This window comes from Pseudomonas sp. AL 58 (assembly GCF_036348395.1).
Classification (GTDB): Bacteria; Pseudomonadota; Gammaproteobacteria; order Pseudomonadales; family Pseudomonadaceae; genus Aquipseudomonas; species Aquipseudomonas defluvii.
Genome location: NZ_JAZBQR010000013.1, coordinates 106,118 through 131,012, shown reverse-complemented (window position 1 = coordinate 131,012; position 24,895 = coordinate 106,118). Strand labels below are relative to the sequence as shown.

Sequence of the window (24,895 nt, the reverse complement as noted above, 5' to 3'; positions counted from 1 at the left end):
CGACAGCCCCAACAACATAGAATTAGAGACAGATCCGCATGCGCACTTTAGTGATTGAGCCCTTGACCAAAGAAGCCTTCGCCCCCTTCGGTGACGTGATCGAAACCGACGGCAGCGACCACTTCATGATCAACAACGGCTCGACCATGCGCTTCCATCGTCTGGCCACGGTAGAAACCGCGCAGCCCGACGACAAGGCGATCATCAGCATCTTCCGCGCCGACGCGCTGGAAATGCCCCTGACCGTCCGCATGCTGGAGCGCCATCCGCTGGGCAGCCAAGCGTTCATTCCGCTGCTCGGCAATCCCTTTCTGATCGTGGTCGCGCCTCTTGGCGATGCACCTGTATCGGGCTTGGTCCGTGCCTTTGCCAGTAATGGCAGGCAGGGCATTAATTACCATCGCGGCGTCTGGCACCACCCGGTGCTGACGATCGAAAAGCGGGATGACTTCCTGGTGGTTGATCGCAGTGGTTCCGGCAACAACTGCGACGAACATTTCTTCAATGAGGATGAGCTGCTGATCCTCAACCCCCACCAATAAGAGAAGACTGATCATCGGAAATCGGTGATCGGAAAGAGGTACATACTGTGGAAGCACATCTGTTCGAGTGGCTAAACCTGAGCGTGCGCTGGGTTCACATGATCACCGGTATCGCCTGGATCGGTGCATCGTTCTACTTCGTCTGGCTGGAAAACAACCTGAACCGCGCCAACCCGCGCGAGGGCCTGTCGGGTGACCTTTGGGCCATCCACGGCGGTGGTATCTACCACCTGGAAAAATACAAGCTGGCTCCACCGAAAATGCCGGAGAACCTGCACTGGTTCAAATGGGAAGCGTATTTCACCTGGCTGTCGGGCGTGGCCCTGCTGTGCGTGGTGTTCTACTCCAACCCGACCCTGTACCTGCTGGCACCGGGCAGCGGCCTGAGTGGCGCAGAAGGCGTGGCCATTGGTGTCGGCTCGTTGATCGCCAGCTGGTTCATCTACGACTTCCTCTGCGACTCGCCACTGGGCAAACGCCCTGCCCTGCTGGGCCTGGTGCTGTTCGTGCTGGTTATCGCGGCCTGCTTCGGCTTCAGCCAGGTGTTCAGCGGCCGTGGTGCGTACCTGCACACCGGTGCGATCATCGGCACCATCATGGTCGGTAACGTGTTCCGCATCATCATGCCGGCCCAGCGTGCGCTGGTCGCGGCCATCGAGCAGAACCGCACCCCCGATCCAGTGCTGCCGGCCAAGGGTCTGTTGCGCTCGCGTCACAACAACTACTTCACCCTGCCGGTGCTGTTCATCATGATCAGCAACCACTTCCCGAGCACCTACGGCAGCCAGTACAACTGGTTGATCCTGGCGGGTATCGCGGTGGCTGCGGTGTTGGTACGTCACTACTTCAACACCCGTCACGACAGCAACAAGTTCGCCTGGACCCTGCCTGTCGGCGCCCTGGCAATGATCTGCCTGGCCTATGTCACCGGCCCTTCGCCGATGCCGAAAGCGCCTGAGCAGGCTGCAGCGAAAATCGAGTACCAACCGCTGCCGGAAACCGCACTGGGCGGCAAGACTGCTGCTGAGAAAGCCGCCGAGCCGGCGCCAGCCAAAGTCGAGGAAGCGGCCAAGCCTGCCACTGCCTCGGTAGAAACCTCGAACTTCGACAAGATCCACAATGTCATTCAGGAACGCTGCACCGTGTGCCACTCGGCCAAGCCGACCAGCCCACTGTTCAGCACTGCGCCTGCGGGCGTGATGCTCGACACCCCGCAACAAATCCAGCAACTGGCACCGCGCATCCAGGCCCAGGCCGTCGCCAGCCAGATCATGCCGTTGGGCAACATCACTCAGATGACCCAGCAAGAACGTGAACTGATCGGCGCCTGGATCGCCAAGGGCGCTCCAACCAACTGATGCACCGGGCGGCTCGCAAGAGCCGCCCACCGGCGTCCTGCTCGGCGTCGCAGAACAATGAACAATAAAAACAAAACCGAGGTGTTGCATGTCAAAGTCACGCAAGGCGTCCATACCCGTTGCGCCCCCACGACAGCCACTGCCACTGCCGCAACTCATCCTGGTGGGTCTGCAACACGTATTACTGATGTATGGGGGCGCCATCGCGGTGCCGCTGATCATTGGCCAGGCCTGTGGCCTGACCCGTGAAGAAGTCGCCTTTCTGATCAATGCCGATCTGTTGGTTGCCGGTGTCGCTACCGTCATTCAGTCGTTCGGCATTGGTGCCGTGGGTATCCGCATGCCGGTCATGATGGGCGCCAGCTTCGCCGCCGTCGGCAGCATGGTCGCCATGGCCGGAATGCCCGGTGTAGGCCTGCAGGGAATATTCGGTGCGACCATCGCTGCCGGCTTCTTCGGCATGCTGATCGCGCCGTTCATGTCCAAGGTGGTGCGGTTCTTCCCGCCTCTGGTAACCGGTACCGTGATCACCTCCATCGGCCTGTCGCTGTTCCCGGTCGCGGTGAACTGGGCCGGTGGCGGCGCCAGTGCCGCACCCTTCGGCTCACCGGTCTACCTGATGGTTGCTGGCCTGGTGCTGGCAATCATCCTGCTGATCAACCGTTTCATGCGTGGTTTCTGGGTCAATGTGTCAGTGCTGATCGGCATGGGCGTTGGCTACATGCTGGCCGGCTCCATCGGCATGGTCGACCTTTCCGGGCTGGACCAAGCGCCGTGGCTGCAGGTGGTGACGCCCCTGCACTTTGGCATGCCGACATTCAGCCTGGCGCCAATCCTGTCCATGTGCCTGGTGGTGGTGATCATTTTCGTGGAGTCCACCGGCATGTTCCTCGCACTGGGCAAGGTCACCGACCGTGAAGTCACCCCGGGCATGCTCCGTCGCGGCCTGTTGTGTGATGCTGGTGCGTCCTTCATCGCGGGTTTCTTCAACACCTTCACCCACTCCTCGTTTGCCCAGAACATCGGCCTGGTGCAAATGACCGGTGTGCGCTGCCGGTACGTCACCATCGTTGCAGGCGCCTTCCTGATCATGCTCAGCCTGCTGCCCAAAGCTGCATTCCTGATCGCCTCGATTCCGCCCGCCGTTCTGGGGGGGGCCTCCATTGCCATGTTCGGCATGGTAGCCGCCACGGGTATCAAGATTCTTCAGGAAGCCGACATCGGCGACCGCCGCAATCAGTTGCTGGTGGCCGTCAGCGTCGGCATGGGCTTGATCCCGGTGGTACGTCCGGAGTTTTTTGCACAAATGCCACAGTGGATGGAGCCCATCACCCACAGCGGAATCGCCATGGCCACCGTGAGTGCGCTGATCCTGAACCTGCTGTTCAACATCCTCGGTGGTGTCGAGCGCGCAGCCCATAACGAAACCGCCCACCAGCATTGAACCGGCGGGCGGCGCTCGCCGCCCGGCATACCTCGAGCACGACCGTCGACCCGTAGAAGCGGGTCGATCGGGGCGCTTTGCGCCAAAAAACCGCAAACAAACAATAACAACAGCCGGGAATCACACCATGAAACGGATCACTTCATCTCTCCTGCTGGGCGGCGGACTGCTGGCAGCCTTGCCTGCAGTCGCGGGAGACATGCTGCTCTGGCAAACCAACAGCATCAGCTACCTCTACGGCAAAGACTTCACCGTCAACCCCGCCATCCAGCAAACGGTGACCTTCGAGCACGCCGACAAATGGAAATACGGCGACAACTTCCTGTTCGTCGACAAGACCTTCTACAACGGCGCAACCGACCGTAACAAAGGCAACAACACCTACTATGGCGAATTCAGCCCTCGCCTGTCGTTCGGCAAGATCTTCGACCGCAAATTCGAGTTCGGCCCAATCAAGGACGTGTTGCTGGCCATGACCTATGAGTCTGGCGAAGGTGATAACGAGGCCTACCTGATCGGCCCAGGCTTTGACCTGGCAGTTCCCGGCTTCAACTACTTCACCTTGAACTTCTATCAGCGCAACACCGAGGGCAGCCGCCCAGGCGATCGCGTATGGCAGATCACACCGACGTTCTCCTACACCATCCCCGCAGGCAAGTCCGACATCCTCGTCGACGGCTACATGGACTGGGTCGTTGACAACGACAGCACTCGCCGTGGCACCTACCACGCCAACCTGCACCTTAACCCACAGGTCAAATACGACCTGGGCAAAGCCTTGAACCTGGGCGCCAAGCAGCTTTACGTGGGCGTGGAGTACAGCTACTGGAAAGACAAGTACGGCATCGAGGACACTCAGCGCTTTGACACCAACGAAAGCGTCACCAGCTTCCTGGTGAAAATGCACTTCTAAAAGCTGACTGAGTGCACAGTATCAACCCCTTGTGCCCCTGAACAGGGCACTCAAGTGCCGGCGCGCCAGCCCCACGCTGCGCGCCCTTCGATCGAGGGCAGGCCGCATCCTGCCCTCGTTTGCTGACGGCTCAGTCAATATCGCCGTCAGTCGGCGCCTCTGCGCACCTCCACCTCGCGGCATCCATCACTTCAGCGTGGACAGCTATCCGCCCAGCCAGTAATCTGCGCGCCCTTTTATACAGGGCAAGACGGCATGCGCCCGGGTTTGCTGACCCACCCGTCAACAAATACAGGCGCTCGACAGACGCCTCGCCCGCTTGAAGCGCCTCTTTTCCATCGGTTCACAGCACGGTCGAACACGCTGATTGCGCGCGCCCCGAAAGGTTGGCGCAACCCTTGCTGTATCGCTGCGCCGAACCGAAAAACCGACCATTAAGTCAACAAACGGCATCACTCGAGAATGCCGACAACAGAACAACGAGAAATCAACCTTTGGAGCACACCATGCGTACCCGTAATAACCTGATCCTCGCCGGTGGCCTGCTGGCTGCCAGCAGCGCCATGGCCGGCGACCTGCTGCAATGGCAGAACAACAGCCTGACCTACCTGTACGGCAAGGATTTCACCGTTAACCCGGAGATCCAGCAAACCTTTACCTTTGAACATGCGGACGCCTGGAAGTACGGCGACAACTTCCTGTTCATCGACAAGATCTTCTACAACGGCAAGAAAGACTCGAACGCCGGCCCTAACACCTACTACGGCGAATTCACCCCTCGCCTGTCGTTCGGCAAGATCTTCGACCAGAAACTTGAGTTCGGCCCGGTGAAGGACGTGCTGCTGGCCATGACCTACGAGTTCGGTGAAGGCGACAACGAGTCGTACCTGATCGGCCCGGGCTTCGACCTGGCGATTCCAGGCTTCGACTATTTCCAGTTGAACTTCTACCAGCGCAACACCGAAGGTAGCCGCGCAGGCGATAACGTCTGGCAAATTACCCCGGTATGGTCCTACACCATCCCGATGGGCAAATCCGACGTTCTGATCGATGGCTACATGGACTGGGTCGTGGACAACGACGAAACCCGCAACCGTGGCACCTACCACGCCAACCTGCACTTCAACCCACAGATCAAATACGATCTGGGCAAGGCCTTGAGCCTGGGTGAGAAGCAGTTGTACGTGGGTGTCGAATACGACTACTGGAAAGACAAGTACGGTATCGAAGACACACCGGCCTTCGACACCAACCAGAACACCACCAGCCTGCTGGTCAAAGTGCACTTCTGATCGGTTGAGCCGCGACAGCCAGGGCCAAAGCGTTTAACACCGCAGCCCTGGCACGTATCGATGTCACTGCTATACAAACAGAGCGTGCAAGCGATGGGTGCTTGTTACGCCTAACGCGTCGTCGTTCAGCTTTTCACACGCGCCTAGCATTGCTTTGACGTTTTTTTCTCTTCGCAGTCGCTACTTTTCGCCGCGACCACCAACACTCGACACCACAATGTATTTACAGCGGGTGCACCACTGCTGTGCCTGTAGTGGCCAGGCATGAAGAGAGACAAAAGGAATTCATATGCGCGTTCCACAATCAGCGCCCCAACGCTACCTCTTGCTACTGACCTCAGTATGGCTGGCGATTTTTCTGCTCACCCGAGGCGTGCTGTTTTTCAGCCACTTGAACGAGGCCGGGAGCAATGTCTTCTCGATCTTCGGTATCGGGCTGCTGTACGACCTGAGCTTCCTGCTCTATGCCGCACTGCCACTGGGCCTTTACCTGCTGCTGTGCCCCGCGCGGCTGTGGCGCTCGCGAGCACATCAGGGGTTCCTGCAGGGCATCATGGTGCTGAGCGTGTTCGTGATGCTGTTCACTGCTGTCGCCGAATGGCTGTTCTGGGACGAGTTCGGCGTGCGCTTCAACTTCATTGCTGTCGACTACCTGGTCTATTCCGATGAAGTGTTGAACAACATCCTCGAGTCCTACCCGATCGGCCTGCTGCTGAGCATCCTGGCCGTTATCGCCATTGCCCTGAGCCTGGCACTGCGCGCACCGCTCAAGCGGGCCCTGAATGCACCGGTGCCCGCTTTTCGCCAGCGCCTGATGAGCTTTGCGGTACTGGCCGTGCTGGCAGGGCTGTGCGTGCAGGTGATCGACCAGGACCGCCCGCGTGGCCAAGGCGGCAATGCCTACCAACATGAATTGGCCAGCAACGGCCCTTACCAGTTCTTCGCCGCGTTCCGCAACAACGAACTCGATTACCCGCAGTTCTATAGCAGCCTGCCTGAGCAGGATGTCAACGCGCAGATCCAGAGCGAGCTGCGCCAACCCGATGCGAGTTTCGTCGGCAAGGAACCCCTGGATATTCGCCGCACCATCACCAGCAACGCACCGGCGCGTACACCCAACGTGGTCCTGGTGACCATTGAGAGCTTCAGCGCCAAGTACATGGGCAGCAACGGCGATAACCGCAACCTGACCCCAAACCTGGATGCGCTGCGCAAACAGAGCCTGTACTTCAACAACTTCTATGCCACTGGCACCCGCACCGACCGTGGCCTGGAGGCCATTACCCTGTCGATTCCGCCAACCCCTGGCCGCTCGATCGTCAAACGCGTGGGCCGTGAAAGCGGCTTCGCCAGCCTTGGCCAGCACATGAGTGAAGCGGGCTACGACAGCGTGTTCGTCTATGGTGGCCGTGGCTACTTCGACAACATGAACGCGTTCTTCAGCGGCAACGGCTACCGGGTTGTTGACCAGAGCAGCGTGAAAGAAAGCGACATCAGCTTCAAGAACGCCTGGGGCATGTCCGACGAAGACCTCTACAACCAGGCCATGCAGCTGGCAGACGCCGATTTCGCCAATCAGGTGCCGTTCTTCCTGCAACTGATGACGACCTCCAACCACCGCCCGTACACCTACCCTGACGGCCGGATCGATATCCCGTCTGGCGATGGCCGTGAAGGTGCAGTGAAATACACCGACTACGCCATCGGTCGTTTCCTTGAGCAGGCCCGCAGCAAGCCGTGGTTCGACAACACCCTGTTCATCTTCGTTGCCGACCATACCGCTGGCAGCGCAGGTAAAGAGGACCTGCCGGTGCGCAACTACCAGATCCCGCTATTCATCTACGGGCCGAAGTTGATCGAAGCGCGTGAGGAATCGAAACTGGCCAGCCAGATCGACCTGGCGCCTACCCTGCTTGGCCTGTTGAACATGAGCTACACCTCGACGTTCTTCGGCCGCAACCTGATGCTTGAAGACACACTGCCACCGCGCGTACTGATTGGTAACTACCAGCACCTGGGCCTGTTCGATGGCCAGGACCTGGCCATCCTCAGCCCTCGCGACGGCCTGCGCCTTCATGAGCAGGCCCTGGGCGAAAGCCGTGAGGTGGTGGGTGACAGCAACAACCCGCTGATCAAGCGCGCCATTACCTACTACCAGGCGGCCAGCTATGGCTTCAAGCACCACCTGCTCGACTGGGTGCCTGAAGACAGCGAAAAGACAGCCGGTAAAAACTGACTGAGCTGACGCGGCGCCCGTGAACAGGGCGCCGCCCTTAGCCTCTTGCAGCCCGCCAGAGCTTGCTGGCCAGCGATACCACGGCCAGTACGGCGGCACCGGCAAGAATACCGATGCCCGCATTGAGCAGGCTTGAGGTCAGTACCCCGCCCCGCCCTTCACTGAAGGCTTCGACAGCGTGATGCAGCGGCGCAACGCCATGCACCAGAATCCCGCCCCCGACCAGAAACATCGCCGCCGTGCCAACGACCGACAGCCCCTTCATCAAGTACGGTGCGGCCTGCAGAATGCCCTTGCCGATCGCCTGGGCGGCACGCCCGGTTTTGTGCGTGAGCCACAGGCCAAAGTCATCCAGCTTGACGATACCGCCAACCAGCCCGTACACCCCTACGGTCATGACAAAGGCAATACCCGACAACACGACGATTTGCTGTGTCAACGGTGCGCCAGCGACCGCGCCCAGGGTGATGGCGATGATTTCTGCCGACAGGATGAAGTCGGTACGCACGGCGCCTTTGATCTTGTCCTTCTCATAGGCCACCAGGTCGACTGACGGGTCGGCCACCGCTTCACTCAGGGCGGCATGCCCGGCATCGTCCTCGGCTGCACTGTGAAGAAATTTATGCGCCAGCTTCTCGAACCCCTCAAAACACAAGTAGGCGCCGCCGACCATCAACAATGGGGTCACCGCCCACGGAATGAAGGCGCTGATTGCCAACGCCGCAGGCACCAGAATCACCTTGTTCAGTAGCGAGCCCTTGGCCACGGCCCATACCACGGGCAACTCCCGGTCGGCGCGCACGCCACTGACCTGCTGAGCATTGAGCGCCAGATCGTCACCCAAAACCCCGGCGGTCTTTTTCGCCGCTACCTTGGTCATCACCGAGACATCGTCCAATACGGTGGCGATATCGTCGATCAGTACCAGTAGACTGCTTCCTGCCATGCTTGCGTATCCAGAGAGTTGAAAGGCCCAAAGCATAGCGTGACTGTGCGTGAAAGTGGCAGCCTTGAGCCTCGCGCAAACCCGGTGCTACCATGCGCCACCGCCTGCCCAGGCCTGGGCCGCCTGCGGCCCGACACAAGGAACAGCGCCAATCATGAGCAGCATTCGCGAGCGCAACAAAGAGCTGATCCTGCGCGCAGCCAGCGAAGAATTCGCCGAAAAGGGCTTCGCCGCCACCAAGACCAGCGACATCGCGGCCAAGGCCGGGCTACCCAAGCCCAACGTCTACTACTACTTCAAGTCCAAGGAAAACCTCTACCGCGAGGTGCTGGAAAGCATCATCGAGCCGATCATGCAGGCCTCCACCCCATTCAATGCCGAGGGTGAGCCTGAGGAGGTGCTGAGCGCCTACATTCGCTCAAAAATCCGCATATCGCGCGACCTGCCCTTTGCCTCCAAGGTCTTCGCCAGTGAAATCATGCACGGTGCGCCGCACCTGAGCCCGACACAGGTCGAGCAACTCAACCTGCAGGCCCGGCACAACATCGCGTGCATTCAGCGCTGGATCGACCGCGGCCAGATCGCCCCGCTCGACCCACACCACCTGATGTTCAGCATCTGGGCCGCAACCCAGACCTACGCCGATTTCGACTGGCAGATCTCCGTCGTCACCGGCAAAGCCAAGCTGGACGATGCCGACTATGAGGCCGCGGCACAGACCATCATTCGCCTGGTACTCAAGGGCTGCGCCCCCGACGCGCACACCACCGGTTGATCTGGGAGCAGTTCACCAGACGGGCGCCGCGCACGCGCTGACAACCCTCCGCTACCCTCAGGCTGCCACGCCCGCATCCGCGGTCAGCCCAACCTCCTCGATCGCACTGATCGCGCACTGTTCGTCGATGTCCGAGGTATCACCGCTGATACCGATCGCTCCCAGCACCACGCCCCTCTGATCACGGATCAGCACCCCACCCGGCGCCGGAACCACGGCGCCCTGGCCCAGGCCATTGAGCGCCGCGAAAAACGCCGGGCGCTGCTGCGCGTCCAGCGCCAGCAAGCGCGAGCCCTTGCCCAGGGCAATGGCGCCCCAGGCCTTCCCCATTGCCACCTGCGGACGCAGCAGGCTGGCACCGTCTTCACGTTGCAGGGCCAGCAGATGACCACCGCTGTCGAGCACCGCAATGGTCAAGGGTGCAGCCGAGATCTTGCGCCCGGCGGCAATGGCGCCGTTTACCAGGCTGACAGCGACTTTCAAGGTCAGAGCGTTCATGGACAGGTCCTCTTGTTGTTAGAAGCCCAGAGGGGCAAGTGAAAATCCAATACGACAAATAGAACACAATGGAGAATATTTTTGTATACAATAATTTTCGCCAGATGATCACAATCGGACAAAATGCCTTTTCTAGCGGCACGACGAGCAAAGCACTGGCAGCCGATGAAAATGGATTGACCAGAGCCACATACCGTGAATACACTCTGACGCAAAGCCATTTGTATACAATTACAAAACCAATGAGGCACAAAACCATGAGCAAAATGAGAGCAATTGATGCAGCCGTTCTGGTGATGCGCCGCGAAGGTGTTGAAAGCGCTTTTGGCATCCCGGGCGCAGCGATCAACCCGCTGTACTCGGCGTTGAAAAAAGTCGGCGGTATCGATCACGTCCTCGCTCGCCACGTTGAAGGCGCCTCGCACATGGCCGAGGGCTACACCCGTACCAAGGCCGGCAACATCGGCGTGTGCATCGGCACCTCCGGCCCAGCCGGTACCGACATGGTCACCGGCCTGTACAGCGCCTCGGCAGACTCGATCCCGATCCTCTGCATCACCGGCCAGGCACCTCGCGCTCGCCTGCACAAGGAAGACTTCCAGGCCGTCGACATCACCAACATCGTCAAGCCGGTAACCAAGTGGGCGACCACCGTTCTGGAACCCGGCCAAGTGCCTTACGCCTTCCAGAAAGCCTTCTATGAAATGCGTTCCGGTCGCCCAGGCCCGGTACTGATCGACTTGCCGTTCGACGTGCAGATGGCCGAAATCGAATTCGACATCGAGGCCTACCAGCCACTGCCCGTGCACAAGCCTGCGGCCAACCGCGTGCAGATCGAGAAGGCCCTGGCCATGCTCGACAGCGCAGAGCGCCCACTGCTGGTCGCCGGTGGCGGCATCATCAACGCCGACGCCAGCGAGAAACTGGTTGAGTTCGCAGAACTGACCGGCATTCCCGTGATTCCAACCCTGATGGGCTGGGGCATCATCCCTGACGATCACCCACAGATGGTCGGCATGGTCGGTTTGCAGACCTCGCACCGCTACGGCAACGCCACCCTGCTGAAGTCCGACATGGTGCTGGGTATCGGTAACCGCTGGGCCAACCGCCACACCGGTTCCGTGGACGTCTACACCGAAGGTCGTCGCTTCATCCACGTCGACATCGAACCCACCCAGATCGGCCGCGTGTTCAACCCGGACCTGGGTATCGTCTCGGACGCGGGCGCCGCACTGGACATGTTCCTGGAAGTGGCCCGCGAGTGGAAAGCCGCCGGCAAGCTCAAGTGCCGTGGCGAGTGGCTGAAAGACTGCCAACAGCGCAAAGCCAGCCTGCACCGCAAGACCCACTTCGACAACGTGCCGGTCAAGCCACAGCGCGTATACGAGGAAATGAACCAGGTGTTCGGCAAAGACACCTGCTACGTCAGCACCATCGGTCTGTCGCAGATCGCCGGCGCCCAGTTCCTTCACGTCTACAAGCCACGTCACTGGATCAACTGTGGCCAGGCCGGCCCACTGGGCTGGACCATTCCGGCCGCGCTGGGTGTGGTCAAGGCTGATCCGACCCGCAAGGTGGTCGCACTGTCCGGCGACTATGACTTCCAGTTCATGATCGAAGAACTGGCCGTCGGCGCGCAGTTCAATCTGCCTTACGTCCACGTACTGGTGAACAACTCCTACCTGGGGCTGATCCGTCAGGCCCAACGTGGCTTCGAGATGGATTACTGTGTACAGCTGGCGTTCGAGAACCTCAACGCGCCGGAGCTCAACGGCTACGGTGTTGACCACGTTGCCGTGGTTCAAGGCCTGGGTTGCAAGGCGATCCGCGTCTTTGAGCCGGGCGAGATCGCGCCGGCCCTGCTCAAGGCCCAGAAGATGGCCGAAGAGTTCCGGGTACCGGTTGTGGTCGAGGTGATTCTCGAGCGTGTGACCAATATTTCCATGGGTACCGAAATCAACGCCGTCAACGAATTCGAAGACCTGGCGCTGGTCGGCAACGATGCACCGACTGCGATTTCGCTGCTCGACTGATCGCACAAGCGGCCCCTGCCCTCGTGGCAGCGGGCCCTACTTTGCAAGGAGACAACCATGCCACGTTTCGCCGCCAACCTGTCCATGCTGTTCACCGAACAGGACTTCCTCGCGCGCTTCAAAGCGGCCGCCGATGCCGGGTTCACCGGGGTCGAATACCTGTTCCCGTACGATTACAGCTCGGCTGAAATCAAGCAGCAACTGGACGCCAACGGCCTGACCCAGGTGCTGTTCAACCTGCCGGCCGGCGACTGGGCCAAGGGTGACCGCGGAATCGCCTGCGACCCGGCCCGTGTTGAAGAGTTCCGTGCCGGTGTCGACCTGGCCATCGCTTACGCCAAGGTACTGGGCAACACCCAGGTCAACTGCCTGGCCGGCATTCGCCCACAAGGCCCGGATTGCGCCACGGTGAAGAAAACCTTCATCGACAACCTGAAGTACGCGGCCGACAAGCTCCAGGCCGAGGGCATCAAGCTGGTGATGGAGATGATCAACACCCGCGACATCCCCGGCTTCTACCTGAACACCACCCAACAGGCGCTGGAAATCCAGGACGCCGTGGGCAGCAGCAACCTGTTCCTGCAGTACGACATCTACCACATGCAGATCATGGAAGGTGACCTGGCGCGCACGATGGAAACCCACCTGTCGCGCATCAACCACATCCAGTTGGCCGACAACCCGGGCCGTCACGAACCGGGTACCGGTGAAATCAACTACCGCTTCCTGTTCGAGCACCTGGACCGTATTGGCTACCAGGGCTGGGTCGGCGCTGAGTACAAGCCACTGACCACCACTGAAGCAGGCCTGGTCTGGCTGAAGACCCACAACGCACTCTAACGCGCACTCACGCCCCAGGGGCGCTGCGCGCCGGCCGTATGCATACAACTACAAGAGGCATTTCTCATGGCTAAAATCGGATTTATCGGCACAGGTATCATGGGCCGCCCAATGGCTCAGAACCTTCAGAAAGCGGGCCACAGCCTGTTCGTCTCCACCCACCACGACGCGGCCCCGGCTGAACTGCTCGCCGCTGGCGCCGTCGCCCTGGCCAACCCGAAAGAAGTGGCTCAGGAAGCTGAATTCATCATCGTCATGGTGCCGGACACCCCGCAGGTCGAAGCCGTCCTGTTCGGTGAAAACGGCGTAGCTCAGGGTGTTGGCCCGAACAAAGTCGTCATCGACATGAGCTCGATCTCGCCGACCGCAACCAAAGTCTTCGCAGAAAAAATCAAGGCCACCGGCGCCACCTACCTCGACGCACCGGTCTCCGGCGGCGAAGTCGGTGCCAAAGCCGCGACCCTGAGCATCATGGTCGGCGGTTGCCCGAATGCCTTCGAGCGCGCTCTGCCACTGTTCCAGGCCATGGGCAAGAACATCACCCGCGTCGGCGGCAACGGTGACGGCCAGACCGCCAAGGTTGCCAACCAGATCATCGTCGCCCTGAACATCCAGGCCGTTGCCGAAGCGCTGCTGTTCGCCGCCAAGAACGGCGCAGACCCTGCCAAGGTGCGTGAAGCGCTGATGGGCGGTTTTGCTTCCTCGAAGATCCTCGAAGTGCATGGCGAGCGCATGATCAAGGGCACCTTCGATCCAGGCTTCCGCATCAGCCTGCACCAGAAAGACCTGAACCTGGCCCTGCAAGGCGCCAAAGAGCTGTCGATCAACCTGCCAAACACTGCCAACGCCCAACAGGTGTTCAGCACCTGTGCCGCCATCGGTGGTGCAAACTGGGACCATTCGGCACTGATCAAAGGCCTGGAGCACATGGCCAACTTCTCGATCCGTGGCGACAAGTAAGACCTGCTCTACCGTGAGATGAGGTGTCGTCACTACGGCCCTCACCGCCGCCAAGGCCGCCCTACCTGCGCCGGCCCTGGCGGCGATTGCAGACGACACCGCCCTCTCAGACAGACACAGAACAACACGATTGGGAGCCTGCCATGTCGGTCGATCCGCAACACTTTCTGCGCGAACTGTTCGCCACGGCCATCGAAGCCGCCCACCCCCGCCATGTCCTTGAGCCCCACCTGCCCAGCGATCGCAGCGGTCGCGTCATCGTCATCGGCGCAGGCAAAGCCGCCGCCGCCATGGCCGAAGTGGTCGAAAAAAACTGGCAAGGCGACGTCTCAGGCCTGGTCGTCACCCGTTACGGCCACGGCGCCAACTGCTCGAAAATCGAAATAGTCGAAGCCGCCCACCCGGTACCCGATGCCGCCGGCCTGGCAGTGGCCAAGCGTGTGCTGGCGATGGTCAGTGACCTGAGTGCCGACGACCGGGTGATTTTCCTCCTGTCTGGCGGTGGTTCGGCCCTGCTCGCCCTGCCGGCCGACGGCCTGACCTTGGCCGACAAGCAACAGATCAACAAGGCCCTGCTCAAATCCGGCGCCACCATTGGCGAGATGAACTGCGTGCGCAAGCACCTCTCGGCGATCAAGGGTGGCCGCCTGGCCAAGGCCTGCTGGCCGGCCACGGTGTACACCTATGCGATTTCCGATGTACCGGGCGATCTGGCCACGGTCATCGCCTCCGGCCCCACCGTGGCCGACCCCAGCACCTCGGCAGAAGCGCTGGCGATTCTCAAGCGCTACAACATCCAGGCACCGGCCGCGGTCATCGACTGGCTGAACAACCCTGCCTCGGAAACCGTCAAAGCCGGTGACCCCGCCCTGGCCCGCAGCCACTTCCAGTTGATCGCGCGCCCCCAGCAGTCGCTGGAAGCGGCGGCGGTCAAAGCCCGGCAGGCCGGTTTCAGCCCGCTGATCCTCGGCGACCTTGAAGGCGAGTCGCGGGAAGTGGCCAAGGTTCACGCCGGTATCGCCCGGCAGATCGTCCAGCATGGTCAGCCATTGCCGGCACCGTGCGTGATCCTCTCTGGCGGTGAAACCACCGTGACCGTGCGCGGCAATGGCCGTGGCGGGCGCAATGCCGAGTTCCTCCTGAGCCTGACCGAAAGCCTGAAGGGCTTGCCTGGCGTCTACGCCTTGGCGGGGGACACCGACGGCATCGACGGCTCGGAAGACAACGCCGGGGCCTTCATGACCCCCGACAGCTATGCCCGCGCCGAGGCCCTGGGCCTGTCGGCTGCCGACGAGCTGGACAACAACAACGGCTACGGCTACTTCGCCGCGCTCGATGCCTTGATCGTTACCGAACCGACCCGGACCAACGTCAACGACTTCCGCGCCATCCTGATTCTTGAGACTGCCCAACATGACGCCTGACAAAAAAGTCAAAATCCTCGCCACCCTCGGCCCTGCGACCAATGGCATCGACGACATTCGTCAACTGGTCGAGGCCGGAGTGAATATCTTCCGTCTCAACTTCAGCCACGGTGAACATGCCGACCACGCTCAACGCTACCAGTGGATCCGCGAAGTCGAGCAACAGCTGAACTACCCGCTGGGCATCCTCATGGACCTGCAGGGCCCCAAACTGCGCGTTGGTCGCTTTGCCGAAGGCAAGGTCCAGTTGCAACGCGGCCAGTCCCTGCGCCTGGACCTGGACCCAACCCCGGGCGATCAACGCCGGGTCAACCTTCCACACCCGGAAATCATCGCCGCGCTGGAACCGGGCATGGACCTGCTGGTCGACGACGGCAGATTGCGCCTGCAAGTGACCGCCAAGCACGCCGACGCCATCGAAACCCAAGTGCTCAACGGTGGCGAGTTGTCCGACCGTAAAGGCGTCAACGTGCCACAGGCCGTGCTGGACCTGAGCCCGCTGACCGCCAAAGACCGTCGCGACCTGGCCTTCGGCCTCGACCTGGGTGTGGACTGGGTGGCCCTGTCGTTCGTACAGCGTCCCGAGGACATCCGCGAAGCCCGCGAACTGATCGGCGACCGCGCCTACCTGATGGCCAAGATCGAAAAACCCTCGGCAGTCACCCAACTGCAGGCCATCGCCGAACTGAGTGACGCGATCATGGTTGCCCGGGGAGACCTGGGTGTAGAAGTGCCCGCCGAGAGCGTGCCGCATATCCAGAAACGCATCATCGGCACCTGCCGACAACTGGGCAAACCCGTGGTTGTGGCCACGCAAATGCTCGAGTCGATGCGCTTCTCTCCGGCACCGACCCGTGCAGAAGTCACCGACGTTGCCAATGCGGTAGCCGAAGGCGCCGATGCGGTGATGCTCTCCGCCGAGACCGCATCGGGCGACTACCCACTCGAAGCCGTGCAGATGATGAGCAAGATCATCCGCCAGGTGGAAAGCGGCCCGGACTACCAGGCCCAGCTCGATGTTGGCCGGCCCCAGGCCGAGGCGACCGTGTCCGATGCCATCAGCTGCGCAATCAGGCGCATCAGCAGCATCCTGCCGATTGCCGTCCTGGTGAACTACAGCGAGTCGGGCAACTCGACCCTGCGCACGGCCCGCGAGCGGCCACGCTCACCGATCCTCAACCTGACCCCGAACCTGAACACCGCACGCCGCCTGACCGTTGCCTGGGGCGTCCATTCGGTGGTCAACGACCGCTTGCGCCAGGTTGACGAAGTCTGCTCCACCGCATTGGAAATCGCCCAGGCGCAGGGCATGGCCGAGCGTGGCGACACCCTGTTGATCACCGCCGGTGTGCCTTTCGGCAAGCCAGGATCGACTAACTCACTGCGGATCGAAACCCTGATCTGACATCAAATTGCAGGCAAGCCAGCGCCTACCTGTGTGTTGGAGCTGGCTTGCCTGCGAGGCTTGTCTGCGATAGGGCAACCCCAAAATACGTTTCACCCCAGACCGACTGCCATGTACACCAAGAATTTCGTGAACCCGTGCCCCGACTGGGCCACGGCCTTGCTCAACGGCTTCAGCCAGGTACTGCTGCAGCGCAACCCGCTGTGCGGCCTGTTCTGCCTGCTGGCCATCCTGCTGACGGCCCCCGACCTGATCGGCGGCGCCCTGCTGGGAGCGCTGGCCGGGCTGCTCACTGCCCAGCGCCGTGGCTACACCCGCAGCGACCGCCAAGCGGGCCTGTACAGCTACAACGGCGTCCTGATTGGCCTGCTGCTCAGCCACGCGTTGCCCTGGACGGCGATCCTGCCGCCACTAATCATTGCCGCAGGCGGCTTGAGCAGCATACTCGTTCACCAGTGGCTCAAGCGCGCGGGCCCCAACAGCTGGCTGCCAGCCTATACCGCACCGTTCGTACTGCTCGGCTGGGCCACACTGGCGCTTAGCGAGCCGGCCGTGAGCAACACAGCCGTCGATAGCAACCCGTTGTTCGCCCTCGCCCGTGGCATGGGCCAGATCTTCCTGCTCGACCAGCCTCTGGCCGGCCTGCTGATTGCCCTCGGCCTGCTGATCGCCAACCGTTACGCCGCTGCCTGGGCCCTGCTCGGCTCAGCCCTCGGCGGCAGCGTGGCACTGCTTGCTGGCGGTGAACCCCATGCGGCCTTCAATGGCCTCTATGGCTTCAACGCCGCACTCGCCGCGCTCGCCTTCAGCCAGACCCGAAGCCAGCCCTGGCGCCCACTGCTGGCCATCGCCCTGGCGATTCTGCTGCAACCGGGCTTCACCCACCTCGCTGTACCGGGCCTGACTGCACCGTTCGTGCTGGCGTGCTGGCTGCTGCATATCGGTATTCGTGTAGTGCGCCAGCCGCTTGCCCACGGCTCACGCCGCTTGCACAGCTAAGTACCAGCTCCTAGGCTCTGCTCCATACTTCACTGGATAGAGCCTATGGACACCCCTACGCGCTGGCGCGAACAGCTCTTCATCATCGTTTTTAAAACCGATACTGCCGCTGGGCGACGCTTCGACAGCATCCTGCTGCTGGTCATCCTCGCCAGCCTGGTGACGGTTATACTGGACAGCATCGACGCAATCCACCGTGACTACGCGGGGCTACTGGCGGGTATCGAGTGGGGCTTCACGGCCATCTTCCTGATCGAGTACGTGGTGCGCCTTTACTGCTCGCCGAGACCGCTGCGTTATGCAGTCAGCTTCTATGGCCTGGTCGACCTGTTGGCGATACTGCCGGGGATCATGGCCCTGTACTACAGCGATGCGCAGTACCTGCTGATCATCCGCATCATTCGCATGCTGCGCATCTTTCGTGTACTCAAGCTGAGCCCGTACCTGAAGCAAGCCAACTACCTGCTCGCAGCATTGGAAGGCAGCCGGCAGAAGATCATTGTATTTCTGCTCAGCGTTTCAACCCTGGTGACCGTCTTCGGCACATTGATGTATGTGGTCGAAGGCCCGGCACATGGTTTTACCAGCATTCCCACCAGCATCTACTGGGCCGTCGTCACCCTGACCACGGTAGGTTTCGGCGACATTGTGCCCAGGACGCCATTGGGCCAGGTACTGTCAACGTTGGTGATGATCACCGGCTACTCGATCATTGCCGTCCCCACCGGCATCTTCACCGCCGAACTGGCCAACGCCATGCGCGGTGAAAAGCTGCAACACCGCTGCCCGGTCTGCCAAAAAGACAACCACGAACAAGACGCCGCATTCTGCTCCCGCTGCGGCAACGCACTATTCAAGAAAAGCGAATAAACAAATCACTTTTTAATCTTTTATCGACTAAGGCCGAACCGCTATAGTCGCAGGCATAATGCCGCTAACCCCACTCGAACAAGGAATGCGCAGTGAAAAAACTCTTCAGTGCCTCGCTTCTCGCCGCAGGCCTGGCCTTGGGCAACCTGGCCCAGGCCGCGCCACCCCTGCTCAACGTCTCCTATGACGTGATGCGCGACTTCTACAAGGACTACAACAGCGCCTTCCAGAAGCACTGGGAAGCCGAGCACAAAGAGAAAATCGCCGTACAGATGTCCTTCGGCGGCTCGAGCAAACAAGCACGCTCGGTAATCGATGGGCTGCCTGCCGATGTCATCACCATGAACATGGCCACCGACATCAACGCCTTGGCCGACAACGGCAAACTGGTCCCGGACAACTGGGTGACCCGCCTGCCGAACAACAGTGCGCCCTTCACATCGGCCACCGTGTTCATCGTCCGCAAGGGCAACCCGAAAGCCCTGAAAGACTGGCCAGACCTGCTCAAGGACGGCGTACAGGTCATCGTGCCTAACCCGAAAACCTCGGGTAACGGCCGCTACACCTACCTGTCGGCCTGGGGCTATGTGCTGAAGAACGGCGGCGACGAGAACAAGGCCAAGGCCTTTGTCGGCAAACTGTTCAAACAGGCGCCAGTGCTCGACACCGGCGGCCGTGCCGCCACCACCACCTTCATGACCAACCAGATTGGCGACGTGCTGGTAACCTTCGAGAACGAAGCCGAGATGATTGCCCGGGAGTTTGGGCGCGATCAGTTTGAGGTGATCTACCCGAGCGTTTCCGCCGAAGCTGAGCCACCGGTGAGCGTGGTCGACAAAGTGGTCGACAAGAAAGGCAGCCGTGCCGCCGCCGAAGAGTACCTGAAGTACCTGTGGTCGCCCGAGGCCCAGGAAATCGCCGCCAACAACTACCTGCGTCCACGCGACCCTGCCGTACTGGCCAAATACACCGACCGCTTCCCGAAAGTCGACTTCCTCTCGGTAGAGAAGACCTTCGGCGACTGGCGTACCGTACAAAAGACCCACTTCAATGACGGCGGCGTCTTCGACCAGATCTACACCGGGCAGTAAGCTAAGAACACTGCATTCTGTGTGAGCAGGCTTGCCTGCAAGTACGCGGCGCCTGCATCGCGGGCAAGACCCGCTCCTACAATCTCTGTTGGAGCTGGCTTGCCTGCGATGGCGTCGGTGGCAAGCCAACTCCAACAGGGTGCGCATATACCCTCTCACCTTATTGGCTGAACCCAGCCATAGGAATTATCCCACAACCTCTGTCCGCCTCGAGCGATTGCACGGGGAAGCGCTTCGCACGTAGTCTCGAACGGTCGCTGACGTTTCAGCGATCGGGTTTGGCGACCTGGGAAACGATACCAACGAGCAACCATTAGAGCGCGCAGATGCCGGCAGGCATAAGTGCATTTTTTATGGTGGCCGTGTGTGGGAGGGCTTCGGCCCTGCCGGGTTATCCTGGTGTCGTCCCGGTTCGCCAACCTGCACACGGCTGCCACCCATTTCGTTTGGCGACGAGCATGTGGCAGCTCCATTACAACGCCAAGAACATTGCATTTTCGGTGGGAGCTGGCTTGCCTGCGATGGCTTTGGCGGGGTGCCAACGAGTGCGCGGTGTCGTCATCGTTGGCAAGCCAACTCCAACAAGGTACGCATATGCCCTCTCACCTTATTGGCCGAGCCCAGCCATAGGAATTATCCTACAACCTCTGTCCACCTCGAATGATTGCACGGGGAAGCGCTTCGCACGTAGTCTCGAACGGTCGCTGACGTTTCAGCGATCGGGTTTGGCGACCCGGGAATATATGCAGAGATGCCCCGATTTCGATGGTTGGCGTGTTAGACGTCTGCGTCGTTTTTATGGTGGCTGTGCGCGGGAGGGCTTCGGCCCTGCCGGATTTCCTGTGTTGACCGGTTCGCCAACCTGCGTACAGCTGCCACCCTTTCGTTTGGCGACGATTCAGGTGGTAGCTCCAGTTCAATACAGGAGTTCATCGTGAAAAAAATCGTCCCCGATCCCCCCGCGTTTCTTTTCGCCAAAACAGCCGAAACCACCTTTGGCGAGTGCGAAGGCCACCCGCCGTTGTTCACCGTGCGGCCGGGCATCAGTGCTGAAGACGCACTGGTCCATGCGGCGCTTTACCTCAAGTGCGCCATCGACACGTGCCCTCAGGCCGTGCAGTACACCGACGAAACGGGCCGTGGCTTTGCCTGGAGCACGCTGCATTCCGTGCAAATGGCCAAAGGGCTGGTCGATGCCGTGCTAGACGGCATCGAAACCCATAACCTGAACGCGCACCGTGACGCGCAAAACCACTAGACGCCGCGGGTAAACACCAGTGCCTTGAGGCCGCCCGCCGGATCGTTGTCGGGAAACTCCGGCGGGTTGCTCAGGCGCTCGACGAAATGCAGGTGTGGCGCTTCGGCGGCCATGCCTTCGATGAGAAACTCAGGGCCAATGGCCGGGTCGTTGACGCACGCCAGCACCACGCCCTGCTCTGTCAGCAGTTCTGGCAAGCGGCGCAGGATCTTGCTGTAGTCGTGGGTCAGGACAAAGCTGCCACGCTGGAAGGTCGGCGGGTCGATGATGATCAGGTCATAGGGGCCACCCTTGCGCACCTTGCCCCAGGACTTGAACAACTCATGGCCGAGGAAGCTTACCCGCGCCAGTTCATGCTCATTCAACCGGTGGTTCTCGCGCCCACGGCTCAAGGCGGCCTTGGCCATGTCGAGGTTGACCACCTGTTCGGCGCCACCGGCAATCGCCGCCACGGAAAAACCGCAGGTGTAGGCAAACAGGTTCAATACGCGCTTGCCCGTCGCCTGTTCACGTACCCAGCGACGGCCATGGCGCATGTCGAGAAACAGCCCGGTGTTCTGCTTCAGGCCCAGGTCGAGCTTGTAGCGCAGGCCGTCTTCGTCGATCAGCCAATGCTCGCTCGGTGTACCCAACAACCAATGCCCCGGGCTGTCCGGCAGATAGCGGTGTTGAATAAGAATCGCCTGCCCGGGCCACTGCGGGCCTGCCGCCAGCGCCAGCAGCATCTGCTCGAGGGCCGGCAACTGGCCCTCAGGCGGTTCGCGAAACAATGACACCAACAACACGCCCTGCAACCAGTCGACGGTGATCTGCTCAAGCCCCGGCCAGCAGCGACCGCGGCCATGGAACAGGCGCCGGGTTTCCGCCGGAGCGGGGTTGAGGGCGTCGAGCAGGTGTTCGCGCAGGGTGTCGATAACAGAAGTCATGGCAAGGATCGAGGCTGTAAAGCGGCCTATTCTAACCCGACTCCCCCACCTCGGGCGCTGGCCTTGCCGGCTTGAACCACCAGCCCTGCTGCATACCGGCCGCCGCCAGCAAGATCGCGGCGACACCCAGCCACTGCAGCAGGCTCAGGCGATGGTCAAAGGCCAGCCAGTCGACGAAGATCGCCGCAATCGGGTAGATGAACGACAAGGCACCAGTCAGGGCGGTCGGCAGCTTTTGAATGGCGCCGTACAACAGCACGTACATCAGCCCGGTATGAACCATACCCAATGTCACCAGGCTGGCCAGCTCGCTCGCTTCGTGCGGCAACCCGCTGGTGTTGGCCCAGGGCGCCAGCAACAACACACCGGTACCGACCTGAATCAACGCGATCAGGTGCGGTGGCGTACCGCTCAGTCGCTTGATGATCAACGCGGCAACGGCATACAAGAATGCTGCCCCCAAGGCCAGGCCAATCCCCGCCAGGTAGTCATCCCCCGAACCTTGCTGAGCACCATGAGCGCTGACAATCGCCAGCATGCCGGCAAAGGCAATGCTCAACCAGAACACTTTCGGCAGGGTAATTTTCTCGCCGAGAAACACTGCGGCCAGTGCCACCAGCATGAACGGCTGGACGTTGTACACCGCTGTACCAATGGCAATCGACGCCCTTGAATAGGAGGCGAACAGCAACACCCAGTTGCCGACGATGGCCACGCCACTGAGCACCGCCAAGGCGAAGGTAGCCCGGCTGAGGATACCCGGGCGCAGGAAACCGAACAGCGCGCAAATCACCAGCAAGGTGCCGGCACCGAACACGCAACGCCAGAACACGACATCCAGCACCGGTTGCCCGGACACCAGCACAAACCAACCGATGGTCCCCGAAATCAACATGGCGGCGACCATCTCCAGCGACCCACGACGTATTGAACTGTCCATCACTCACCTCCGATACGATGGACAAAGTATGACGAGCGCCGAGGTGGCCATTCCAGCGGAAAAAGCAGGCTAAACTTGGCGTTAACCTTTTTTATCAAGGCACTTTTTCCTTTTTGCCTAACGAGGCGGATATGACTGACGACATCGACCAACTGCTGATCAACGCCCTGATGGAAGACTCTCGACGCTCGCTCAAGGCCCTGGCCCAGCTCAGCGGGCTGTCGGCGCCGAGTGTCAGTGAGCGCCTGCGCCGCCTGGAAGAGCGCGGCGTACTGAAGGGCTATACGGTGGACGTCGACCCACGCAGTTTTGGCTACCAGTTGCAGGCCATCGTGCGTATCCGCCCCCTGCCGGGCCAGTTGCAGGAGGTCGAACGGCAGATCCAGGCCATCCCCGAGTTCACTGAATGCGACAAGGTCACGGGTGACGACTGCTTCATTGCCCGCCTGCATGTGCGCTCGATGGAACAGCTCGACACCCTGCTCGACCGCCTCAACAGCCATGCCGAGACCAACACCGCCATCGTCAAGAAGACCCCGGTCAAGCGCCGTTTACCGCCGATGAATTGAATGGCCAATGGCCGGTTCAACTCCAGCCGTAGCGCACCAGGTGGAAAAACACTGGGGCAGCAAAACAGACGGAATCCAGCCGGTCGAGCATGCCGCCGTGGCCTTCGATCATGTGCCCCCAGTCCTTGACGCCACGATCACGCTTGATGGCCGACATCACCAGGCCACCGGCAAAGCCCAGCAGGCACACCACCAACGCAAGCAGCGCGGCCTGCCAGGGCGCAAACGGGGTAATCCAGTACAGCGCCGCACCGATCAGAGTCGCCAGTGCGATGCCGCCGAAGAAGCCCTCGGTGGTTTTCGACGGCGACAGGTTAGGCGCAATCTTGTGCTTGCCCCACAGCTTGCCGCAGACGTACTGCAACACATCCGACAGCTGCACCACCAGGATCAGCCAGGCAATCAGCAACAGGTTGCGCCCCTCATAGCCTGGAATATCCAGGGTCAGCAACGCGGGCACGGCGGACACGCAGTAGACCGCAATCGTCAGGCCCCATTGGACTTTCGAGGTGCGCTCCAGAAAGTGCGTGGTGTCACCGCCCAGTGACGACAGGATCGGCATCAGCAGGAACAGGTAGACCGGGATGAAGATCGAGAACAGCCCGTACCAGTCCATCCCGATCAACAGGTACTGCACCGGCAAGGCAAAGTAGAACGCGGCCACCAGCGCCGGATAGTCGCTACGCCGGGTAGGTGTCAGGGTCATGAACTCGCGCAGGGCATAGAACGACACGCCATAGAACAGCAGGATCACGCCGACCTGACCGATCATGAAGGCGATGCCGATCACCGCGACCATCACCCACCAGGCATTGATGCGGGCATTAAGGTTGTCGATCACCGGGTTCGGTGCCGAGGCCCGCCATTTCAGGAGTTGGCCGACGACCGTGGCCAGGACCAGAATGCCGCCAATACCGGCAAACAGTTGCAGTGTTGTGCTGTCCATTTCAGACCCCCTCCTTTGCCAGGGCCAACAAGGCGTCCCGTGATCGTTCAAGGAACATGGCCTTGCTCTCATCCGCCGCCAGCGAAATCGGTTCGCCGAAGTTCAAGGTGCATAACAGTGGCAACGGCAGCACCCGGCCTTTGGGCATCACACGGTTGAGGTTGGCGATCCACACCGGAATGATCTCGATGTCTGGCCGTTGCCGCGCCAGGTGGTACAGGCCACTTTTGAACGGCAGCAAGGTTTCATCGCTGAGGTTGCGCGTGCCCTCAGGGAACAGGATCAGTGAGTCACCCTGATCCAGCGCATCGAGCATCGCCTGCAACGGCTGGCTGTCTGGAAGCGCATGCTGGCGGTCGATCAGCACGCCATTGAACACCCGCTGGATCAGGAAACGCCGCAACCGCCCGGTTAGCCAGTAATCGGCACCGGCCACAGGGCGGGTACGCTGACGCAAATGGGCGGGCAGCGAGGCCCAGAACAGCACGAAGTCACCGTGGCTGCTGTGGTTGGCAAAATAGATACGTTGCACCGGCTCAGGGCTACACCCCAGCCACAGTGCACGTGCGCCGGTCAGCAGCCGCGCACCGGAGGTTATGGCGAAGGCAACCAGAGAAACAAGCATCGAGA

The 24,895-nt window shown here is 60.9% G+C and carries 23 protein-coding genes; 17 read left to right on the top strand and 6 right to left on the bottom strand.

Annotated elements, in window-relative coordinates; translation table 11 throughout:
* The first annotated feature begins 38 nt into the window (after nucleotides 1-38).
* The 6 genes from UIA24_RS15860 (at nucleotide 39) to UIA24_RS15835 (ending at nucleotide 7,785) form a co-directional block, all read left to right on the top strand.
* Nucleotides 39-542 carry an ureidoglycolate lyase gene (locus tag UIA24_RS15860; RefSeq protein ID WP_102052438.1) on the top strand — a complete coding sequence of 168 codons (504 nt, stop codon included), beginning with the start codon at nucleotides 39-41 and terminating at the stop codon, nucleotides 540-542.
* A gap of 47 nt (nucleotides 543-589) precedes the next feature.
* Complete coding sequence (locus UIA24_RS15855) at nucleotides 590-1,900, top strand: urate hydroxylase PuuD (RefSeq protein ID WP_330523262.1); 1,311 nt, start codon at nucleotides 590-592, stop codon at nucleotides 1,898-1,900.
* An 88-nt stretch (nucleotides 1,901-1,988) separates the two neighbouring features.
* Nucleotides 1,989-3,344 (top strand): nucleobase:cation symporter-2 family protein, encoded by a 1,356-nt coding sequence (locus UIA24_RS15850; protein WP_099773959.1) that lies wholly within the window; start codon nucleotides 1,989-1,991, stop codon nucleotides 3,342-3,344.
* A 127-nt stretch (nucleotides 3,345-3,471) separates the two neighbouring features.
* Nucleotides 3,472-4,257: an outer membrane protein OmpK gene (locus UIA24_RS15845; RefSeq protein WP_099773958.1), complete on the top strand. Its 786-nt coding sequence runs from the start codon at nucleotides 3,472-3,474 to the stop codon at nucleotides 4,255-4,257.
* A gap of 506 nt (nucleotides 4,258-4,763) precedes the next feature.
* Nucleotides 4,764-5,549: an outer membrane protein OmpK gene (locus UIA24_RS15840; RefSeq protein ID WP_330523261.1), complete on the top strand. Its 786-nt coding sequence runs from the start codon at nucleotides 4,764-4,766 to the stop codon at nucleotides 5,547-5,549.
* Between the two features lie 289 nt (nucleotides 5,550-5,838).
* The gene (locus UIA24_RS15835; protein ID WP_330523260.1) at nucleotides 5,839-7,785 is read left to right on the top strand and encodes an LTA synthase family protein; all 1,947 of its coding nucleotides are present in this window, start codon (nucleotides 5,839-5,841) and stop codon (nucleotides 7,783-7,785) included.
* Between the two features lie 37 nt (nucleotides 7,786-7,822).
* Here UIA24_RS15835 and UIA24_RS15830 read toward each other — a convergent pair whose 3' ends face one another.
* Nucleotides 7,823-8,731: a DUF808 domain-containing protein gene (locus UIA24_RS15830; protein ID WP_330523259.1), complete on the bottom strand. Its 909-nt coding sequence runs from the start codon at nucleotides 8,729-8,731 to the stop codon at nucleotides 7,823-7,825.
* A gap of 154 nt (nucleotides 8,732-8,885) precedes the next feature.
* Between UIA24_RS15830 and UIA24_RS15825 the strand changes: the two genes are divergently transcribed.
* Nucleotides 8,886-9,506: a TetR/AcrR family transcriptional regulator gene (locus UIA24_RS15825; protein ID WP_065759816.1), complete on the top strand. Its 621-nt coding sequence runs from the start codon at nucleotides 8,886-8,888 to the stop codon at nucleotides 9,504-9,506.
* Nucleotides 9,507-9,563: 57 nt separating this feature from the next.
* On the opposite strand, the gene UIA24_RS15820 is transcribed toward UIA24_RS15825, so the two are convergent.
* Entirely contained in the window at nucleotides 9,564-10,004 is a 441-nt protein-coding gene (locus tag UIA24_RS15820) for a GlcG/HbpS family heme-binding protein (protein ID WP_065759817.1), read from the bottom strand.
* Between the two features lie 257 nt (nucleotides 10,005-10,261).
* Between UIA24_RS15820 and gcl the strand changes: the two genes are divergently transcribed.
* The 9 genes from gcl to UIA24_RS15775 all read left to right on the top strand — a co-directional run bounded on the left by gcl (nucleotide 10,262) and on the right by UIA24_RS15775 (nucleotide 20,884).
* Nucleotides 10,262-12,037, top strand: a complete 1,776-nt coding sequence (gene gcl / locus UIA24_RS15815) for a glyoxylate carboligase (RefSeq protein WP_330523258.1) — start codon at nucleotides 10,262-10,264, stop codon at nucleotides 12,035-12,037.
* A gap of 57 nt (nucleotides 12,038-12,094) precedes the next feature.
* Nucleotides 12,095-12,877, top strand: a complete 783-nt coding sequence (gene hyi / locus UIA24_RS15810) for a hydroxypyruvate isomerase (protein ID WP_330523257.1) — start codon at nucleotides 12,095-12,097, stop codon at nucleotides 12,875-12,877.
* Nucleotides 12,878-12,943: 66 nt separating this feature from the next.
* Complete coding sequence (locus tag UIA24_RS15805) at nucleotides 12,944-13,837, top strand: 2-hydroxy-3-oxopropionate reductase (RefSeq protein WP_065759820.1); 894 nt, start codon at nucleotides 12,944-12,946, stop codon at nucleotides 13,835-13,837.
* 143 nt (nucleotides 13,838-13,980) lie between these two features.
* On the top strand, nucleotides 13,981-15,261 hold the full coding sequence (locus UIA24_RS15800; protein WP_330523256.1) for a glycerate kinase type-2 family protein: 1,281 nt from the start codon (nucleotides 13,981-13,983) through the stop codon (nucleotides 15,259-15,261).
* Entirely contained in the window at nucleotides 15,251-16,666 is a 1,416-nt protein-coding gene (gene pyk, locus UIA24_RS15795; protein WP_330523255.1) for a pyruvate kinase, read from the top strand. The genes UIA24_RS15800 and pyk overlap by 11 nt, the downstream gene beginning before the upstream one ends.
* Nucleotides 16,667-16,777: 111 nt before the next feature.
* Nucleotides 16,778-17,665, top strand: coding sequence for an urea transporter (locus UIA24_RS15790; protein ID WP_330523254.1), 888 nt, complete (start codon nucleotides 16,778-16,780; stop codon nucleotides 17,663-17,665).
* Between the two features lie 45 nt (nucleotides 17,666-17,710).
* On the top strand, nucleotides 17,711-18,535 hold the full coding sequence (locus UIA24_RS15785; RefSeq protein WP_330523253.1) for an ion transporter: 825 nt from the start codon (nucleotides 17,711-17,713) through the stop codon (nucleotides 18,533-18,535).
* A 92-nt stretch (nucleotides 18,536-18,627) separates the two neighbouring features.
* Nucleotides 18,628-19,626: a sulfate ABC transporter substrate-binding protein gene (locus tag UIA24_RS15780; RefSeq protein WP_065759825.1), complete on the top strand. Its 999-nt coding sequence runs from the start codon at nucleotides 18,628-18,630 to the stop codon at nucleotides 19,624-19,626.
* A 931-nt stretch (nucleotides 19,627-20,557) separates the two neighbouring features.
* The gene (locus UIA24_RS15775; RefSeq protein ID WP_330523283.1) at nucleotides 20,558-20,884 is read left to right on the top strand and encodes a DUF3077 domain-containing protein; all 327 of its coding nucleotides are present in this window, start codon (nucleotides 20,558-20,560) and stop codon (nucleotides 20,882-20,884) included.
* Here UIA24_RS15775 and UIA24_RS15770 read toward each other — a convergent pair.
* Entirely contained in the window at nucleotides 20,881-21,810 is a 930-nt protein-coding gene (locus tag UIA24_RS15770; protein WP_330523252.1) for a class I SAM-dependent methyltransferase, read from the bottom strand. The genes UIA24_RS15775 and UIA24_RS15770 overlap by 4 nt on opposite strands.
* A 31-nt stretch (nucleotides 21,811-21,841) precedes the next feature.
* Nucleotides 21,842-22,750 (bottom strand): DMT family transporter, encoded by a 909-nt coding sequence (locus UIA24_RS15765; protein ID WP_330523251.1) that lies wholly within the window; start codon nucleotides 22,748-22,750, stop codon nucleotides 21,842-21,844.
* 131 nt (nucleotides 22,751-22,881) lie between these two features.
* Here UIA24_RS15765 and UIA24_RS15760 point away from each other — a divergent pair, with 131 nt between their 5' ends.
* Nucleotides 22,882-23,319 (top strand): Lrp/AsnC family transcriptional regulator, encoded by a 438-nt coding sequence (locus UIA24_RS15760; RefSeq protein ID WP_065759829.1) that lies wholly within the window; start codon nucleotides 22,882-22,884, stop codon nucleotides 23,317-23,319.
* 16 nt (nucleotides 23,320-23,335) lie between these two features.
* Here the strand turns inward: UIA24_RS15760 and UIA24_RS15755 are convergent, their stop codons facing one another.
* Entirely contained in the window at nucleotides 23,336-24,265 is a 930-nt protein-coding gene (locus tag UIA24_RS15755) for a phosphatidate cytidylyltransferase (protein ID WP_065759830.1), read from the bottom strand.
* 1 nt (nucleotide 24,266) lies between these two features.
* Nucleotides 24,267-24,890, bottom strand: a complete 624-nt coding sequence (locus UIA24_RS15750) for a lysophospholipid acyltransferase family protein (RefSeq protein ID WP_330523250.1) — start codon at nucleotides 24,888-24,890, stop codon at nucleotides 24,267-24,269.
* Between the last annotated feature and the right edge of the window lie 5 nt (nucleotides 24,891-24,895).